Source organism: Iodidimonas sp. SYSU 1G8, from assembly GCF_039655775.1.
Taxonomy (GTDB): domain Bacteria; phylum Pseudomonadota; class Alphaproteobacteria; order SMXS01; family SMXS01; genus RI-34.
In genome coordinates this window covers 903,200-919,936 of record NZ_JBBYXJ010000002.1, presented here as the reverse complement: position 1 = coordinate 919,936, position 16,737 = coordinate 903,200, and the positions used below count along the sequence as shown (strand labels likewise).

Annotated in this window: 29 protein-coding genes; all 29 read right to left on the bottom strand. The window is 63.2% G+C overall.

Going from position 1 to position 16,737, the window contains the following annotated elements; all coding sequences use genetic code 11:
* Positions 1–6: 6 nt before the first annotated feature.
* Positions 7–1,491: a DegQ family serine endoprotease gene (locus tag WJU17_RS15460; protein ID WP_346328292.1), complete on the bottom strand. Its 1,485-nt coding sequence runs from the start codon at positions 1,489–1,491 to the stop codon at positions 7–9.
* 107 nt (positions 1,492–1,598) lie between these two features.
* Positions 1,599–2,027 (bottom strand): 50S ribosomal protein L17, encoded by a 429-nt coding sequence (gene rplQ / locus WJU17_RS15455; protein ID WP_346328291.1) that lies wholly within the window; start codon positions 2,025–2,027, stop codon positions 1,599–1,601.
* A 33-nt stretch (positions 2,028–2,060) separates the two neighbouring features.
* Entirely contained in the window at positions 2,061–3,080 is a 1,020-nt protein-coding gene (locus WJU17_RS15450; RefSeq protein WP_346328290.1) for a DNA-directed RNA polymerase subunit alpha, read from the bottom strand.
* 73 nt (positions 3,081–3,153) lie between these two features.
* The gene (rpsK, locus tag WJU17_RS15445) at positions 3,154–3,543 is read right to left on the bottom strand and encodes a 30S ribosomal protein S11 (protein ID WP_346328289.1); all 390 of its coding nucleotides are present in this window, start codon (positions 3,541–3,543) and stop codon (positions 3,154–3,156) included.
* Between the two features lie 12 nt (positions 3,544–3,555).
* Positions 3,556–3,924 carry a 30S ribosomal protein S13 gene (gene rpsM, locus WJU17_RS15440; protein ID WP_346328288.1) on the bottom strand — a complete coding sequence of 123 codons (369 nt, stop codon included), beginning with the start codon at positions 3,922–3,924 and terminating at the stop codon, positions 3,556–3,558.
* 85 nt (positions 3,925–4,009) lie between these two features.
* On the bottom strand, positions 4,010–4,675 hold the full coding sequence (locus WJU17_RS15435; RefSeq protein ID WP_346328287.1) for an adenylate kinase: 666 nt from the start codon (positions 4,673–4,675) through the stop codon (positions 4,010–4,012).
* Positions 4,672–6,006 carry a preprotein translocase subunit SecY gene (gene secY / locus WJU17_RS15430; RefSeq protein ID WP_346328286.1) on the bottom strand — a complete coding sequence of 445 codons (1,335 nt, stop codon included), beginning with the start codon at positions 6,004–6,006 and terminating at the stop codon, positions 4,672–4,674. Before secY ends, WJU17_RS15435 begins: the two co-directional genes overlap by 4 nt.
* A 30-nt stretch (positions 6,007–6,036) precedes the next feature.
* A complete protein-coding gene (gene rplO / locus WJU17_RS15425; protein WP_346328285.1) occupies positions 6,037–6,519 on the bottom strand; it encodes a 50S ribosomal protein L15 in 483 nt (160 codons plus the stop codon).
* A gap of 28 nt (positions 6,520–6,547) precedes the next feature.
* Complete coding sequence (gene rpmD, locus WJU17_RS15420) at positions 6,548–6,739, bottom strand: 50S ribosomal protein L30 (protein WP_346328284.1); 192 nt, start codon at positions 6,737–6,739, stop codon at positions 6,548–6,550.
* A 26-nt stretch (positions 6,740–6,765) separates the two neighbouring features.
* Positions 6,766–7,344 (bottom strand): 30S ribosomal protein S5, encoded by a 579-nt coding sequence (gene rpsE, locus WJU17_RS15415; RefSeq protein ID WP_346328283.1) that lies wholly within the window; start codon positions 7,342–7,344, stop codon positions 6,766–6,768.
* Between the two features lie 31 nt (positions 7,345–7,375).
* On the bottom strand, positions 7,376–7,741 hold the full coding sequence (gene rplR / locus WJU17_RS15410; protein WP_346328282.1) for a 50S ribosomal protein L18: 366 nt from the start codon (positions 7,739–7,741) through the stop codon (positions 7,376–7,378).
* A gap of 34 nt (positions 7,742–7,775) precedes the next feature.
* A complete protein-coding gene (gene rplF / locus WJU17_RS15405; RefSeq protein WP_346328281.1) occupies positions 7,776–8,309 on the bottom strand; it encodes a 50S ribosomal protein L6 in 534 nt (177 codons plus the stop codon).
* 23 nt (positions 8,310–8,332) lie between these two features.
* Positions 8,333–8,731: a 30S ribosomal protein S8 gene (gene rpsH, locus WJU17_RS15400; RefSeq protein WP_346328280.1), complete on the bottom strand. Its 399-nt coding sequence runs from the start codon at positions 8,729–8,731 to the stop codon at positions 8,333–8,335.
* Positions 8,732–8,744: 13 nt separating this feature from the next.
* Positions 8,745–9,050: a 30S ribosomal protein S14 gene (rpsN, locus tag WJU17_RS15395; protein ID WP_346328279.1), complete on the bottom strand. Its 306-nt coding sequence runs from the start codon at positions 9,048–9,050 to the stop codon at positions 8,745–8,747.
* Positions 9,051–9,090: 40 nt separating this feature from the next.
* Positions 9,091–9,648 carry a 50S ribosomal protein L5 gene (rplE, locus tag WJU17_RS15390; protein ID WP_346328278.1) on the bottom strand — a complete coding sequence of 186 codons (558 nt, stop codon included), beginning with the start codon at positions 9,646–9,648 and terminating at the stop codon, positions 9,091–9,093.
* Positions 9,641–9,958, bottom strand: a complete 318-nt coding sequence (rplX, locus tag WJU17_RS15385; protein WP_346328277.1) for a 50S ribosomal protein L24 — start codon at positions 9,956–9,958, stop codon at positions 9,641–9,643. Before rplX ends, rplE begins: the two co-directional genes overlap by 8 nt.
* The gene (gene rplN, locus WJU17_RS15380) at positions 9,958–10,326 is read right to left on the bottom strand and encodes a 50S ribosomal protein L14 (protein WP_346328276.1); all 369 of its coding nucleotides are present in this window, start codon (positions 10,324–10,326) and stop codon (positions 9,958–9,960) included. The genes rplX and rplN overlap by 1 nt, the downstream gene beginning before the upstream one ends.
* A 22-nt stretch (positions 10,327–10,348) precedes the next feature.
* Entirely contained in the window at positions 10,349–10,585 is a 237-nt protein-coding gene (gene rpsQ, locus WJU17_RS15375; protein WP_346328275.1) for a 30S ribosomal protein S17, read from the bottom strand.
* 17 nt (positions 10,586–10,602) lie between these two features.
* The gene (gene rpmC / locus WJU17_RS15370; RefSeq protein ID WP_346328274.1) at positions 10,603–10,806 is read right to left on the bottom strand and encodes a 50S ribosomal protein L29; all 204 of its coding nucleotides are present in this window, start codon (positions 10,804–10,806) and stop codon (positions 10,603–10,605) included.
* A 13-nt stretch (positions 10,807–10,819) separates the two neighbouring features.
* Positions 10,820–11,236: a 50S ribosomal protein L16 gene (gene rplP, locus WJU17_RS15365; RefSeq protein ID WP_346328273.1), complete on the bottom strand. Its 417-nt coding sequence runs from the start codon at positions 11,234–11,236 to the stop codon at positions 10,820–10,822.
* A gap of 24 nt (positions 11,237–11,260) precedes the next feature.
* Entirely contained in the window at positions 11,261–11,959 is a 699-nt protein-coding gene (gene rpsC / locus WJU17_RS15360; RefSeq protein WP_346328272.1) for a 30S ribosomal protein S3, read from the bottom strand.
* Entirely contained in the window at positions 11,959–12,339 is a 381-nt protein-coding gene (gene rplV / locus WJU17_RS15355) for a 50S ribosomal protein L22 (protein WP_346328271.1), read from the bottom strand. The genes rpsC and rplV overlap by 1 nt, the downstream gene beginning before the upstream one ends.
* A 1-nt stretch (position 12,340) precedes the next feature.
* Entirely contained in the window at positions 12,341–12,619 is a 279-nt protein-coding gene (rpsS, locus tag WJU17_RS15350; protein ID WP_346328270.1) for a 30S ribosomal protein S19, read from the bottom strand.
* Positions 12,620–12,629: 10 nt separating this feature from the next.
* Positions 12,630–13,463 (bottom strand): 50S ribosomal protein L2, encoded by an 834-nt coding sequence (gene rplB / locus WJU17_RS15345; protein ID WP_346328269.1) that lies wholly within the window; start codon positions 13,461–13,463, stop codon positions 12,630–12,632.
* 3 nt (positions 13,464–13,466) lie between these two features.
* The gene (locus tag WJU17_RS15340; protein ID WP_346328268.1) at positions 13,467–13,772 is read right to left on the bottom strand and encodes a 50S ribosomal protein L23; all 306 of its coding nucleotides are present in this window, start codon (positions 13,770–13,772) and stop codon (positions 13,467–13,469) included.
* The gene (gene rplD, locus WJU17_RS15335) at positions 13,769–14,389 is read right to left on the bottom strand and encodes a 50S ribosomal protein L4 (protein WP_346328966.1); all 621 of its coding nucleotides are present in this window, start codon (positions 14,387–14,389) and stop codon (positions 13,769–13,771) included. The genes WJU17_RS15340 and rplD overlap by 4 nt, the downstream gene beginning before the upstream one ends.
* Positions 14,390–14,394: 5 nt before the next feature.
* The gene (gene rplC / locus WJU17_RS15330; protein WP_346328267.1) at positions 14,395–15,141 is read right to left on the bottom strand and encodes a 50S ribosomal protein L3; all 747 of its coding nucleotides are present in this window, start codon (positions 15,139–15,141) and stop codon (positions 14,395–14,397) included.
* Between the two features lie 15 nt (positions 15,142–15,156).
* Entirely contained in the window at positions 15,157–15,471 is a 315-nt protein-coding gene (gene rpsJ / locus WJU17_RS15325; RefSeq protein ID WP_346323997.1) for a 30S ribosomal protein S10, read from the bottom strand.
* A 62-nt stretch (positions 15,472–15,533) separates the two neighbouring features.
* Positions 15,534–16,724: an elongation factor Tu gene (gene tuf / locus WJU17_RS15320; RefSeq protein ID WP_346328254.1), complete on the bottom strand. Its 1,191-nt coding sequence runs from the start codon at positions 16,722–16,724 to the stop codon at positions 15,534–15,536.
* Positions 16,725–16,737: the final 13 nt, after the last annotated feature.

Below are 16,737 nucleotides of genomic sequence, written 5' to 3'. Positions count from 1 at the left end.
CCTGCCCTACTGGCGGAAGGTCGCGGTGATCACCTCGCCGCCGCGCTTGACCTTGACGGTCATGGGCCCTGTGAAACCGGTCCAGGTGGCGTTCAGATCGGCCACCGAGCGCACATCCTTGTTGTTGATCGCCAGGATGTAGTCGCCCGGACGCAGACCGGCCCGGTGGGCGGAGCTTCCCCGTTCGAGACCGGTGACGATCACGCCCTTATCGAGCGGGCTCAGGTGCAGTTCCTCTGCCAGGGCGGGCGACATGTTGGCGACCTTGGCGCCGGCGAACAGGTGTCCGCGCGGCAGAACGGTTTCGTCGCGCTTGGGAACCTCGGGCGCGGCGACCAGCGGAACCGTCAGCTTGAGCTCGCGCCCGTCACGCTGGACGAGGATGTCCGCCTTGCCGCCGACGGGCCGGCTGGCCAGCAGCGAAACCATGCTGGCCGGATCGAGCACGGGGCGGCCATCGAGCTCAAGCACCACGTCGCCGATCTTCAGCCCGCCTTTTTCCGCGGGGCCGCCCTGATAGATGCCGTTGACCAGTACGCCGCCGGGGCGATCCAGCCCCAGGGATTCGACTAGGTCGCCGGTGATTTCCTGGCCGGTCGCGCCGAACCAGGGGCGCACGACCTTGCCGTCGGTCAGCGCGGCATCGACCACCCGCGCGACCATGTTGGCGGGAATGGCGAAGCCGATGCCCTGCGAGCCGCCGGAGCGCGACAGGATCATGGTGTTGATGCCGAACAGCTTGCCGTCCAGGCCGACCAGCGCACCGCCCGAATTACCGGGGTTGATCGCCGCGTCCGTCTGGATGAAGAATTCATAGTCGCTGACGCCCATCTGAGTGCGGGCAACGGCCGAGACAATACCGTGCGTTACGGTCTGACCCACACCGAAGGGGTTGCCGATGGCGAAGGTGACGTCGCCGACCTCGATGGTATCCGAATTACGGAACGCCAGCGCCGGCAGGTCGGCCTTGCCCGGATCGACCTGAAGCACGGCCAGATCCGAGCGTTCGTCGGCCATGATGACCTTCGCCTTGAACTCACGACGGTCATTGAGCACGACGACGATCTCGTCGGCGCCCTTCACCACGTGATGATTGGTGACCACCACGCCGTTGGAACGCACGATCACGCCCGACCCCAGCGATTGCTGTCTCTGTTCCTGCGGCTGGCCGAAGCGGTCGCCGAAGAACTGCTGAAAGAAGGGATCGTTGAAGATCAGCGGACCGGCGTTCTTCACGGTCCGAGTCGTGTAGATATTGACGACCGCGGGCGCCACCTTCCTGATCAGCGGGGCATAGGAGTACTGAACGACCGCAGGCGTCTGGGGTACAACTTTCGGGGCAGCCGGCGCGGGCTCGAGCACAGTGGGCGGCTGTGCCGCGAGCCGGGCGGGCTGATCGTTCTGGGCGTGACCGATGGCCACCGCGCCCGCCACCACCGCAATCCCGCCTGCCGCCAGCGCCATGCGCCATCCCGTGAACCGCTTGCTCATTCGCCGATTTCCCCTTCGATTGCCTCGCGTTCTATTTAGGCGTCAAACGCACAAACGCAAAGGGCAGCCACGAGGGCTGCCCTTCGACAAACTCCGGAACAGGCTGCTTATGCAGCCATGTCCTCGTCGTCCTCGCGCTCGTCGGCGGTCGGGCCAGCGTCGGTGCCCTTGGCGGACGGATCGCGATCGACCAGCTCGATGATCGCCATCGGCGCGGCGTCGCCATAGCGGAAACCGGCCTTCAGGACGCGGGTGTACCCACCCGGACGGTCGGCATACCGCTCGGCGATGGCCGAGAACAGCTTGTCGACGATCTTCTTCTCCGGGATCTTCGACAGGGCCTGACGGCGCGCGTGCAGGCTGCCGGTCTTGCCCAGCGTGATCAGCTTTTCGACGTAAGGCTTCAGTTCCTTCGCCTTGGGCAGCGTGGTCTTGATCTGCTCATGCTTGATCAGCGCCGTGGCCATGTTCTGCAACATAGCCTTGCGATGCGAAGAATCGCGGTTGAGTTTCCGTCCCGACATACCATGGCGCATCGCGCATCTCCCGAATGAACGGCCTAGGGCCGATCAGTATTCACTTTCCAGTTTCTTCGCCAGCTCTTCGATGTTTTCCGGCGGCCAGTTCGGCACTTCCATGCCGAGCTTGAGGCCCATCGAGGACAGCACTTCCTTGATCTCGTTCAGCGACTTGCGGCCGAAGTTCGGCGTGCGCAGCATCTCCGCCTCGGTCTTCTGGATGAGATCGCCGATGTAGACGATATTGTCGTTCTTCAGGCAGTTCGCCGAACGCACCGACAGCTCCAGCTCGTCGACCTTGCGGAGCAGGTTCCGGTTGAACTCCGGTTCCTTCTCTTCCTCGCGGCGGACGACTTCACGGGGCTCTTCGAAGTTCACGAACAGCTGCAGTTGGTCCTGCAGGATGCGGGCCGCATAGGCGACGGAATCCTCGGGGCTGATCGACCCGTCGGTCACCACATCCATGGTCAGCTTGTCGTAATCGAGAACCTGGCCCTCGCGGGTGTTCTCGACCTTGTAGGCGACGGTCACGACCGGGCTGTACAACGCATCGATCGGAATCAGGCCGATCGGCGCGTCATCCGGACGGTTGCGGTCCGCCGGCACGTAGCCCTTGCCGTTGTTGACGGTCATTTCCATGTTGATCTCCGCGCCATCGTCGAGCGTGCAGATCACCAGATCGGGATTGAGAATCTCGATCGAGGCGTGCTCGCTGATGTCGGCGGCGGTCACCTGGCCCGGACCCTTGGCCTTCAGCGACAGGCGCTTGGGACCTTCGACATGCATCTTCAGGGCGAGCGACTTGATGTTCAGGACGATGTCCGTGACATCCTCCCGGACGCCCGGAATCGACGAAAACTCATGCAGCACGCCATCGATCTGGATGGCAGTGACGGCGGAGCCCTGCAGCGACGACAGCAGCACGCGCCGCAGCGCGTTGCCCAGGGTCAGGCCAAATCCACGCTCGAGCGGCTCGGCGACGATGGTCGCCTTGGTCTTCGCGTTGACGCCCGGCTTGACCTCGAGCTTGTTCGGCCGAATCAGTTCCTGCCAGTTCTTCTGTACTACCACCGTAAGACCCCTTGTTAAGGTCAAGCGCCCCAACGGGGCGCCTTCCTCCTTGATGTTCCGCGTGCCTTAAGGCTTAGACGCGGCGACGCTTGGGCGGACGGCAACCATTGTGCGGGATCGGCGTCACGTCCTTGATCGACGTGATCGTGAAGCCCACGGACTGCAGCGCACGCAGAGCCGATTCGCGACCCGAACCCGGACCGCTGACTTCGACTTCCAGCGTCTTCATGCCGTGTTCCTGCGCCTTGCGGCCAGCATCCTCAGCAGCGAGCTGAGCGGCATATGGCGTCGACTTGCGCGAGCCCTTGAAGCCCTGCGCACCGGCCGACGACCAGGAAATGGTGTTGCCCTGGTGATCGGCGATGGTCACCGTCGTGTTGTTGAACGTGGCGCTGACATGCGCGACGCCCGAGGTGATGTTCTTGCGTTCGCGACGCTTGACGCGGCCGGTATCGGTTGCCATTGCGCTTCTTCCTTACTTCTTCTTGCCGGCGATGGGCTTCGCCTTGCCCTTGCGCGTCCGCGCGTTGGTGCTGGTCCGCTGACCACGCACCGGCAGACCACGACGGTGGCGCAGGCCGCGATAGCAACCCAGGTCCATCAGCCGCTTGATGTTCATCGCCACTTCGCGGCGCAGATCGCCTTCGACGACGAAATCGCTGTCGATGGTCTCGCGGATCTGGATGACCTCCGAATCGGTCAGCTCGTTCACGCGACGCTCGCCGGGAATGTCGAGCCTGGCGCAAATTTCCTTCGCGCGCGTGTGCCCGATCCCATGGATATAGGTCAGCGCGATCTCGACCCGCTTATTGGTCGGTATGTTTACACCAGCAATACGTGCCACGACGTGTGTCTCCTTAGGCGTCCGTTTCCGCGCTGAACCGCCCTGATTCGCGGAACGCGGGATTATAGAAAGCTGTAGCTGTCAGTCAACCGCCCAGGCGCTGTTCCGCGGCCAGGACGTTTTCGATCTCTTCGGTGACCTGGTCCATCGGCGCCATGCCGTCGAGCTGCACCAGGTTGCCGCGCTCCTTGTAGTAGGGAAGCAGCGGCGCCGTTTCCTTGTAGTAGGTGTCGAGACGCGACCGAACGGTGGTCTCATTGTCGTCGGCCCGGCGCACCATGTCATGCGAACCGCAGACATCGCACTGGCCCTCGACCTTGGTCGGCTTGAACGTGTCGTGATAGCCCGCACCGCAATTGCCGCAGGTATAGCGGCCGGTGATACGTTCCACCAGGGCCTCGTCGTCCACTTCCATCTGAATGACGTGGTCGAGCTTGAGGCCCTTCTTGTCCAGCATGGCGTCGAGCGCCTCGGCCTGCGCCACGTTGCGCGGGAAGCCGTCGAGGATGAATCCCCTCTGCGCGTCCGGCTGATCGATGCGATCGGCGATGATCGAGACGACCACGTCGTTCGGCACCAGCGCGCCGCTCTTCATGATGCCGTCGGCGATCTTGCCCACCTCGGTGCCAGCCTTGACGGCGGCGCGAAGCATGTCGCCGGTCGAGAGCTGAACCATGCCGTGGCGCTCTTCGATCCGCTTGGCCTGAGTGCCCTTGCCGGCACCCGGCGGGCCTAGAAGAATGATGTTCAACCCTTCCTCCCGCGCAGCTTGGACTTCTTGATGAGGCCCTCATACTGATGAGCCAGCAGATGTCCATGAATCTGCGTAACGGTGTCCATGGTCACGTTCACGATGATCAGCAGCGACGTACCGCCCATGTAGAAGGGGATGCCGGCCTGCGAGATCAGGATTTCCGGGATAAGGCACACCAGCGCCAGATAGGCGGCGCCGACGACGGTGATCCGGGTCAGAACGTAGTCGATATATTCGGCCGTCTTTTCGCCAGGCCGAATGCCGGGCAGAAAGCCGCCATGCTTCTTCAGATTATCGGCGGTGTCCTGCGGATTGAACACGACGGCCGTGTAGAAGAAGCAGAAGAACACGATCATCGCCATGTAGAAGGCGAGATAGAGCGGCTGCCCGTGATTGAGCATGGCGATGGTGCCGGCCAGCCATTCATTCTCGATGTTGCCGCCGGAGAACTGAACGATGGTCAGCGGCAGCAGCAACAGCGAGGACGCGAAGATCGGCGGAATGACGCCGGCGGTATTCAGCTTCAGCGGCAGGTGCGAGCTGTCGCCCTGGAACACGCGGTTACCCACCTGGCGCTTCGGATACTGAACGATCAGACGGCGCTGCGAGCGCTCGACGAACACGATCAGGACCGTGACGGCGACGACGAGGATGAACAGGAACAGCAGGAACCATGTGCTGATCTGGCCTTGGTTCCAGCTCAGCTCGAACAGCTGCGCCAGCGCACGGGGCAGGTTCGCCACGATCCCGGTGAAGATGATGAGCGAAATGCCGTTGCCGACGCCGCGCGCCGTGATCTGTTCGCCCAGCCACATCAGGAACATGGTGCCGCCGAGCAGGGTGGTCACGGTACTGACGTAGAAGAATATTCCGGGATCCAGTACCACGTTCTGGCCGATCAGCAGGACGGCGATGCCGTAGCCTTGCACGATGGTCAGCGCGACCGTGCCATAGCGGGTGTACTGGTTGAGCCGCTTGCGGCCCGATTCGCCTTCCTTCTTCAGCTGCGCGAGCGACGGCGAGACGCTGGTCATCAGCTGCACGATGATCGACGCGGAAATGTAGGGCATGATGCCCAGCGCGAAGATCGCCATGCGCTCGATGGAGCCGCCGGCGAACATGTTGAACATGCCGAGCAGACCGCCGCCCTGGGCGGAGAACAGCTGGGACATGGCAACCGGGTCCACACCCGGCAGCGGGATGTAGGTGCCGAGTCGATAGACGATAAGCGCACCTAGTGTGAACCAGATGCGCTTCTTGAGTTCAGTCGCCTTCGAGAAGGCACTGAGGTTGAAACTCTGTGCGAGTTGTTCCGCGGCCGACGCCATGAGTCTTCCCGATTCCGCGCGTGAGCGCTTTTACTCGGCGCCGTCCGTCGGCGTCGCTCCGGCAACGAAGTGGACCTTACCGCCCGCCTTTTCAACCGCCTCGATGGCCGTCTTGGACGCACCGTTGACGGTGATCTCGATCGCGGCCGTCAGCTCGCCCTTGGCCAGCAGACGGAAGCCATCGCGCAGATGGGTCACGACACCGGCGGCAACCAGCGCGGCGCCGTCGATGACTCCGGCCTTCAGCTTGCCCGCGTCGATCGCGGCCTGGAGGCGGCCGATGTTGACGGATGCGTACTGCTTGCGGTTGATGCTCTTGAAACCGCGCTTCGGCAGACGGCGATGCAGCGGCATCTGGCCGCCTTCGTAACCGTGGATCGCCACGCCCGAGCGTGAGGTCTGACCCTTCACGCCGCGACCGCCGGTCTTGCCCTTGCCCGAGCCGATACCACGGCCAATGCGCTTGCTCGTCTTGGTCGCGCCCGGATTGTCACTAATCTGATTCAGCCGCATCTTGGTATCCTTCCTTCAGGGCGGACGATTAAACGTCCACCTCTTCCACCTGCACCAGGTGGTGAATCTTGTTCACCATGCCGCGCACGGACGGCGTGTCTTCGAGCACGCGGGTGCGGTGCATCTTGTTCAGGCCGAGCCCGATCAGCGTCGCGCGCTGATCCGCCTGGCGGCGGATCGGGCTGCCGATCTGGGTAACCTTCAGCATCTTCTCGGACATGATTCTTGACCTTCCGCTAAGGGCTTTTAGCCCTCGACAACTTCGCCCGCCTGCTCCGGCCGGCGAACGAGGATATCGCTCACCTTCTTGCCCCGCTTGGAGGCGGCCATACGCGGCGACATCTGCTTCTTCAGCGCGTCGAACGTGGCGCGCACCATGTTGTAGGGGTTCGACGTACCGGTCGACTTGGTGACCACGTCGTGAATGCCCAGTGCCTCGAAAACGGCGCGCATCGGACCGCCGGCGATGATGCCGGTACCGGCCGGAGCCGTCCGCAGGATGACCTTACCGGCGCCGTGGCGGCCGTCGATGTCATGATGCAGCGTACGACCCTCGCGCAGCGGCACGCGAACCATGTTGCGCTTGGCCGATTCGGTGGCCTTGCGGATCGCTTCCGGCACTTCGCGCGCCTTGCCGTGACCGAAGCCGGCGCGGCCCTTCTGGTCGCCGACGATGACGAGAGCGGCGAAACCGAAACGACGGCCGCCCTTCACCACCTTGGCGACGCGATTGATGTGCACCAGGCGATCGATGAATTCGCTCTCCTGCTGCCGTTCCGACGACCGCTCCGAGCGCTCCGACCGTTCTGACCGTTCCCGTGCCATATCGTATTCCTATTCGATTCCGTTATTCGGCTTAGAAGTTCAGGCCGCCTTCGCGCGCGGCGTCCGCCAGGGCCTTGATCCGGCCGTGGTAGAGGAAGCCACTGCGATCGAACATCACGTCCTTGATACCCGCATCGACCGCGCGCTTGGCGATCAACACACCCACTTCCCGGGCCGCGTCCACGTTGGCGCCGGACTTGCCGCCGTCACCGCGAAATTCCTTGTCCAGGGTCGAAGCCGCGACCAGCGTACGGCCGGCCCTGTCGTCGATCACCTGCGCGTAGATGTGCTTGCCGCTGCGGTGCACGGCCAAGCGCACGCGCCCGGTCGAGTTCTTCTGCAGCGCGTTGCGCACCCGCCGTTGACGGCGAAGAAACAGCTCTTTTCTCTTGTTCATGGCTTCAAACCCACCGTAGTGCCGTATCCGGCAATTACTTCTTCTTGCCTTCCTTGCGGAAGATGAATTCGCCAGCATAGCGAACGCCCTTGCCCTTGTAGGGCTCCGGCTTGCGCCATTCACGGATTTCCGCCGCGATCTGACCGACCTTCTGCTTGTCGATGCCGGAAATCTCGATCTCCGTCGGCGTCGCCGTCTTGATCTCGATCCCGTCGGGGATCGGATACACTACGTCATGGCTGAAGCCAAGCTGCAGAGTGAGGGTCTTGCCCTGGACGGCGGCGCGATAACCGACGCCGGTGATCTGCAGCTTCACGGTGAAGCCCTGCGACACACCGGTCACCAGATTGCTGACCAGAGTCCGCTGCAGGCCCCACATGGACCGGGCGCGCTTGGTGTTGCCGCGCGGCTTAACGACGATGCTGCCGTCTTCCTGCGTCGCCACCACGTCGTCGACCAGCGTCATCGCGAGATGACCCTTCGGCCCCTTGACCGACAGCGAGGATCCGCTCAGATCGACGCTGACGCCGCTGGGGATGCTGACAGGCTTTTTTCCGATACGTGACATCGTTTCGTTCCTTACGCTTCGGCCTAGACGACCGTGCAGATCACTTCGCCGCCGACATTGGCCGCGCGGGCCTGGTTGTCGGACATGACGCCCTTGGGCGTCGAAATGATCGAGATGCCCAGACCGTTGGCCACGCGCGGCAAATCCCCAACGGAGGAATACACGCGGCGACCCGGCGTCGACACGCGGGCGATGGTCCGGATCACCGGCTCGCCCTCGTGGTACTTCAGGGACACTTCGATTTCAGCCTTGTTGCTGTCCAGCTCCACGCGCTCGTAAGCACGGATGTAGCCTTCGGACTTCAGCACCTCGAGCACACGCTCGCGGAGCTTCGAGGCAGGTACGCGAACCGTGGACTTGCGACGCAGCTGGGCGTTGCGGATACGGGTCAGCATATCGCCGATTGGATCTGATATCGCCATGGGCGTTGCTCCGTTACCAGCTCGACTTTACCAGGCCGGGGATTTGCCCCATCGACCCAAGATCGCGCAATGCAATTCGTGACAGTTTGAACTTCCGGTACACGGCGCGCGGACGACCCGTCAGCTCGCAGCGATTCCGGATGCGGATCGCCGCACCGTTCCGCGGCAGCTCCGCCAGCTTCAGACGAGCACGAAACCGCTCTTCCGGCGACAGCGTCTCATCCTTGGCGGCAGCCTTCAGCTGGCGCCGCTTGCCGGCGAACTGGACGGCCAGCCGCTCACGCTTCTTGTTCTTAGCAATCGAACTCTTCTTAGCCACGATCAAGTCCTCCTGAGACCTGCTCCAGCGCAAACACGCCTTAGTTCCGGAACGGCAGCTGAAAACCGGTAAGCAGGGCCTTGGCCTGCTCGTCGTCTTTCGCCGTCGTGCAAATGATGATGTCCATGCCCCGGATCTCGTCGATCTGGTCATAGTTGATCTCGGGGAACACGATCTGTTCCTTGAGGCCAAGGGCATAGTTGCCGTTGCCGTCGAAGCTCTTCGGCGACACGCCGCGGAAGTCCCGGACGCGCGGCAGCGCAATGGTGATCAGGCGGTCGAGGAATTCGTACATCCGCTTCCCGCGCAGGGTCACCTTGCAACCGACCGGCATGCCCTCGCGCAGCTTGAAACCGGCGATGGACTTCTTGGCCTTGGTCACCACCGGCTTCTGGCCGGCGATCTTGGTCAGTTCCTCAGCGGCGATCGTGATCTTCTTGGCGTCGCGGGTGCCTTCACCCACGCCCATGTTGATGACGATCTTGTCGAGCTTCGGCACCGAATAGCGGTTGGTCAACCCGAAGGTTTCCATAAGCTGCGGCCGGACCTTTTCTTCGTAATGGTCCTGCAAACGAGCCTTTTCAGCAGACTCAGCCATCGATCACATCTCCTGACTTCTTGGCGAAACGGACCTTGCGGCCGTCTTCCAGAATCTTGAAGCCGACGCGGGTGGGCTCTCCGGTCTTGGGATCGACGATGGCCAGGTTCGCCAGGGCCAGCGGCGCTTCTTCGGACTTGATACCGCCCGCATCGAACTGGTTCGGACGCTTGTGCTTCTTCACCACATTCACGCCCTGGACGACGGCGCGATTATCCGTCGGGATAACGCGAAGCACCTCGCCCTTCTTGCCTTTGTCGCGGCCCTTGGTCACGATGACCTGGTCGCCCTTCTTAATCTTCGCGGCCATTACAGCACCTCCGGCGCCAGCGAGATGATCTTCATCATCGCCTTCGCACGCAGCTCGCGGGTGACCGGGCCAAAGATGCGGGTCCCGATCGGCTCGCCCTGCTTGTTGATCAACACGGCCGCGTTGTGGTCGAAGCGGATGCTTGAGCCATCCGGCCGGAAAATTTCCTTGGCGGTGCGAACGATGACGGCACGGTGCACGTCACCCTTCTTCACACGCCCCCTCGGAATGGCCTCCTTCACGCTGACGACGATCACGTCGCCAACCGAAGCGGTCTTCCGCTTGGAGCCACCGAGTACCTTGATGCACTGCACACGGCGCGCACCCGAGTTATCGGCAACATCCAGATTCGACTGCATTTGAATCATGGCGTATCTCCCGGTGCGTTCATCAAGCCTGTTCGGCGATCACCCGCCAGCGCTTCAAGCGCGAAATCGGCGGGCATTCCTCGATCCGCACCACGTCACCGACCTGGCGGGCGTTCTCTTCGTCATGGGCATGGTAGCGCTTGGACAGGCGCACGACCTTGCCCAGAACCGGATGCTTCACGCGACGTTCGACGCGGACCACCACGGTCTTTTCGTTGGCGCTGCTGACGACCACGCCCTGCAGAATTCTTTTCGGCATATCTCGCGTACTCCGCCTTAAGCGCTGGCCCCGGGGGCCTGTTTCTCGCCGATGATGGTCTGGATCCGCGCGATGTCGCGCCGAACCTGACGGCGACGGGACGGCTTCTCCAGCTGGCCGGTGGCCTGCTGAACACGAAGGTTGAACTGCTCACGCTTCAGCTCGGCGAGCTTGTCCGTGAGCTGATCGAGGGTCATGCCCCTGGTTTCCGACGCCTTCATGGCTTCAAATCTCCTAGTGCTCGCCCGGACGCGACACCAGGCGCGTCGCGATGGACAGCTTGGCGGCGGCGCGGTCGAATGCTTCGCGAGCGATGGTTTCAGACACGCCCTCGATCTCGAACATGATGCGGCCCGGCTTCACGCGCGCCACCCAGTATTCCGGCGAACCCTTGCCCTTACCCATGCGGACTTCGGTCGGCTTCTTCGAGACCGGCACGTCCGGGAACACCCGGATCCAGACGCGGCCGGCACGCTTCATGTGGCGGCTGATCGCGCGGCGGGCCGCCTCGATCTGACGCGCGGTGATACGGCCCGGTTCCGTCGCCTTCAGGCCGAAGGCGCCGAAATTGAGTTCGGTGCCACCCTTGGCCTTGCCATGGATGCGGCCCTTGAAGGCCTTCCGGAATTTGGTTTTCTTCGGCTGAAGCATGGTCTTGTACTCTCAGTTCAGCGCTTAGTTCATCGACCGGTTGCCGGAGCCGCCTTGCTGCGCCTCCAGAGACCGCTTTTCCGACGCCATCGGGTCGTGGGCCAGGATCTCTCCCTTGAACACCCACACCTTCACGCCGCACACGCCATAGGCGGTGTTCGCGCGGGCTTCGCCGTAATCGATGTCAGCGCGCAGGGTATGCAGCGGAACGCGGCCTTCACGGTACCATTCCATCCGCGCGATCTCGGCGCCGCCAAGGCGACCGCCGCAATTGATACGGATGCCCTTGGCGCCGAGACGCATGGCCGACTGCACCGCGCGCTTCATGGCGCGGCGGAAAGCCACCCGGCGCTCGAGCTGCTGCGCGATGTTCTCGGCGATCAGCTTGGCGTCGATTTCCGGCTTGCGCACTTCAACGATGTTGAGGTGCACTTCCGAACCCGTCATCGTCGAGATCTCCTTGCGGAGCTTGTCGATGTCGGCGCCCTTCTTGCCGATGATCACACCCGGACGCGCCGAGTGAATGGTCACACGAGCCTTCTTCGCGGGGCGCTCGATGACGATCTTCGAGATACCGGCGGCCGACAGCTTGGTCTGCAGGTAATCGCGGATCTTGATGTCTTCGTGCAGCAGCTTCGCGAAGTCCCGGTTCGCGTACCAGCGCGAATCCCAGGTCCGGTTGACGCCGAGGCGCAGACCGATCGGATTTACTTTTTGACCCATTACGCGGCCTCCTCGACTTCGCGGACGACGATCGTCAGCCGGCTGAACGGCTTTTCGATCCGGGCGCCACGGCCGCGGGCGCGGGCGTGGAAACGCTTCATGATCAGAGCCTTGCCCACATGCGCTTCGGCGACGACCAGCTGGTCCACGTCGAGCTGATGGTTGTTCTCGGCATTCGCGATGGCGCTCTCGAGCACCTTCTTCACTTCGACGGCGATGCGGCGCTTGGAGAACGTCAGCGCGTGCAGCGCCTGTTCCGCCTTCAGGCCACGGATCATGCCCGCCACCAGGTTCAGCTTGCGCGGGCTGGTCCGAAGCGAGGTGGCGATCGCCTTCGCTTCGTTTTCGCCCAGAGCGCGCTCTTTGGCTTTCTTGCTCATCTCAGCCCCTCTTCGCCTTCTTGTCGGCGGCGTGGCCGTAGTAGGTACGGGTCGGCGCGAACTCGCCGAGCTTGTGACCGACCATTTCTTCCGCGATGTGCACCGGGACGAACTTGTGACCGTTGTGAACGGCGAAGTTCAGACCGACGAACTGCGGGACGATGGTGGACCGACGCGACCAGGTCTTGATCGCCTCGCCGCGGCCGCTGTCACGAACGGTCGCCGCCTTCTTGAGCAGGTAGCCGTCGACAAACGGGCCTTTCCAAACTGAACGTGGCACGCTCTGTCTCCTACTTCTTCCGCGCGTGGCGCGAGCGAACGATGAACCGGTCCGTGGACTTGTTGGACCGCGTCTTCTTACCCTTGGTCGGCTTGCCCCAAGGCGTGACCGGATGACGGCCACCCGAGGTACGGCCTTCACCACCGCCGTGCGGATGGTCGACCGGGTTCATGGCGACACCACGAACCGACGGGCGCTTGCCGAGCCAGCGATTGCGGCCGGCCTTGCCGAGATTGGTGTTCTGGTTGTCCGGGTTGGACACCGCGCCCACCGTCGCCATGCAGCTCGAGTGAACGATGCGCTGTTCGCCCGACGCCAGACGAAGGATCGAATAATCGCCGTCGCGACCGACATACTGCACATAGGTGCCCGCGGCGCGTGCGATCTGACCGCCCTTGCCCGGCTTCAGCTCCACATTGTGCACGATCGTGCCGACCGGCATGGAGCCCAGCGGCATGGCGTTGCCCGGCTTCACGTCGACCTTCTTGCCCGACACGACCTGGTCGCCGACATTCAGGCGCTGCGGCGCGATGATGTAGGCCAGATCGCCGTCCTCGTACTTCACGAGAGCAATGAACGCCGAACGGTTCGGATCGTATTCCAGCCGCTCGACCGTCGCCGCCACGTCGAACTTGCGGCGCTTGAAATCGACCAGACGATAGGACCGCTTGTGACCGCCGCCCTGGCCGAACGCCGTGACGCGGCCATGATTGTTGCGGCCACCTTTCTTGCTCAGACCTTCGGTCAGCGCCTTGACGGGCTTGCCTTTCCAGAGGCCGGAACGGTCGACGAGGACCAGGCCGCGCTGGCCCGGGGTCGTCGGATTATATGACTTGAGCGCCATCGGTTAGACTCCCGTCGTGATATCGATCGTCTCGCCTTCGGCGAGGGTCACGATGGCCTTCTTGTACTCGGGACGCTTGCCGACAACGCCGCGGAACCGCTTGACCTTGCCCTGCTGACGCAGGGTGTTGACCGCGTTGACTTTCACGCCGAACACACTCTCGACCGCTTCCTTGATCTCTGGCTTGGTGGCATCCAGCGTCACCCGGAAGGTAACCTGGTTGTTCTCCACACCGAGGGTCGACTTTTCCGTGACGACAGGCCTCAGCAGCAGATCGAAGTGCTTGTTCTTCGCCTTGATCTTGCTCATTTCAGACGCTCCTCGAGCCGCTCCAGGCCAGCCTTGGTCAGGACCAGGGTGTTGTGGCGCAGGATGTCATAGACGTTCGCGCCCTGGCTGGGCAGCACGTCGATGTGCGGAATGTTGGCCGCGGCGCGGGCGAAGTTCTGCTCGACCGCGTCGCCGTCGATGATCAGCGCGTTCGACCAGCCCAGCTTCGCCAGGATGCCGACCAGGCCCTTGGTCTTGGGGTCGGCCAGCGAGGCCTGATCCAGAACCACCAGATTGCCTTCGGCCTGCTTCACCGACAGCGCGGTCTTCAGCGCGAGCTTGCGAACCTTCTTGGGCAGATCATGTTCGTGACTGCGCACGACCGGACCGAAGGCCTTGCCGCCGCCGCGGAACTGCGGCGCCTTGCGGTCACCATGACGGGCGCCGCCGGAACCCTTCTGCTTCACGAACTTCTTGCCGGTCAGCGCGATCTCGGAACGGCCCTTGGTCTTGTGCGTGCCGGCCTGACGCTTGGCCAGCTGCCAGCGCACGGTGCGCTGCAGCAGGTCCTGACGGGCCGGCAGGCTGAAGATGGCGTCGCTCAGATCGACCGATCCGGCGTTGCCCGCTTCAAGGGTAATGACGTCTACCTTCACCGACATCACTCCTGGTTCTCGGCGGCATCGCCGCTGGTTTCTTCAGCCGGGGCAGCCTGTTCGGCGGCCGGGGCGTTCGACTGGCGCAAGCCGGCCGGATACGGAACGTTGTCCGGGCGCTTGCGCTTGACGGCGTCGCGCACCAGGACCCAGCCGCTGGCCGGACCGGGAACGGCGCCATGCACCAGCAGCAGACCGCGTTCGGCATCGGTGGCGACGACCTTCAGGTTCTGCGTGGTGACACGCACTGCACCCATGTGGCCGGCCATCTTCTTACCCTTGAAGACCTTGCCCGGATCCTGACGCTGACCGGTCGAACCATGCGAACGATGCGACACGGACACGCCGTGCGATGCACGCAGACCGCCAAAGTTGTGGCGCTTCATGACACCGGCGAAGCCCTTACCGATCGTGGTACCCACCACGTCGACGAGCTGGCCGACCACGAAGTGATCGGTGGTCAGTTCCGCACCGACGTCGATCAGCGCGTCTTCGGCGACGCGAAACTCGACGATCCGCTTCTTCGGCTCCACGTTCGACTTCGCGAAGTGGCCGCGCTGCGGCTTGCTGACCCGATTCGGCTTCGCCTTGCCGGCGCCAAGCTGGACGGCCGTGTAGCCGTCGCGCTCTTCGGTCTTCTGGGCGATGACCTGGCAATTGTCCACCTTCAGAACGGTCACGGGCACATGGGCCCCGTCCTCGGCGAACACGCGGGTCATGCCGACCTTTTGTGCTATCAATCCCGAACGCATTGGATTCTTCCTGCCTTAAGCCTGCAGCTTGATTTCGACATCGACACCGGCGGCCAGGTCGAGCTTCATCAGCGCGTCCACGGTTTCCGGGGTCGGGTCGATGATATCCAGCAGCCGCTTGTGGGTGCGGATTTCGAACTGTTCGCGCGACTTCTTATCGATGTGGGGCGAGCGCAGCACGGTGAACTTTTCGATCTTGGTCGGCAGCGGGATCGGGCCGCGCACGCGCGCGCCGGTCCGCTTGGCCGTCCCCACGATCTCGCCAGTCGACTGGTCGAGGATGCGGTGGTCAAACGCCTTCAGGCGAATGCGGATATTTTGATTGTCCATGCCACTCTCACCAAATAATTAGGCCGGTCCGACGAAGGCCAGACCGGCCCGTGCTTGTTTTCTTATTTCAGGATTTTCGCGACGACGCCGGCGCCGACGGTACGACCGCCTTCACGGATGGCGAAGCGGAGGCCTTCATCCATGGCGATCGGCACGATGAGCTCGACTTCCATGGTGATGTTGTCGCCCGGCATGACCATCTCGGTGCCTTCCGGCAGCTTCACCATGCCCGTCACGTCGGTCGTGCGGAAGTAGAACTGCGGACGGTAGTTGGAGAAGAACGGCGTGTGACGGCCGCCCTCTTCCTTGGTCAGGATGTAGGCTTCGGCCTGGAACTGGGTGTGCGGCGTGATCGAGCCCGGCTTGGCCAGAACCTGGCCGCGCTCCACGTCGTTACGGTCCACGCCGCGCAGCAGCGCGCCGATGTTGTCGCCCGCCTGGCCCTGGTCCAGCAGCTTGCGGAACATCTCGACGCCGGTGCACACCGTCTTGCGGGTGTCCTTCATGCCGACGATCTCGACTTCCTCGCCCACCTTCACGATGCCGCGCTCGACGCGGCCGGTCACGACGGTGCCGCGGCCCGAGATCGAGAACACGTCTTCGATCGGCATCAGGAACGGCAGGTCGATCGGGCGGTGCGGCTGCGGGATGTACTCGTCGACCGCCGCCATCAGCTTCAGGATCGCGTCATGGCCGATCTCGCGGTTGCTGTCTTCCAGCGCCGCCAGAGCCGAGCCCGGGATGATCGGAATGTCGTCGCCCGGGAAATCGTAGGACGACAGCAGCTCGCGCACTTCCAGCTCGACCAGTTCCAGCAGTTCCGGATCGTCGACCTGGTCCACCTTGTTCAGGAACACCACGATCGCCGGAACGCCGACCTGACGGGCCAGCAGGATGTGCTCGCGCGTCTGCGGCATCGGGCCGTCGGCCGCCGACACCACCAGGATCGCGCCGTCCATCTGCGCCGCGCCCGTGATCATGTTCTTCACGTAATCCGCGTGGCCGGGGCAATCGACGTGCGCGTAGTGGCGGTTCGTCGTCTCGTACTCGACGTGCGCCGTCGAAATCGTAATGCCGCGCGCCTTCTCTTCAGGTGCCTTGTCGATCTGGTCGTACGCCTGGAACGTCGCGCCGCCCGTCTCCGCAAGAACCTTCGTGATCGCCGCCGTCAGCGACGTCTTGCCGTGGTCAACGTGACCAATGGTCCCGACGTTGCAATGCGGCTTGTTCCGCTCAAACTTTCCCTTCGACATGGGAGTCTTCCTT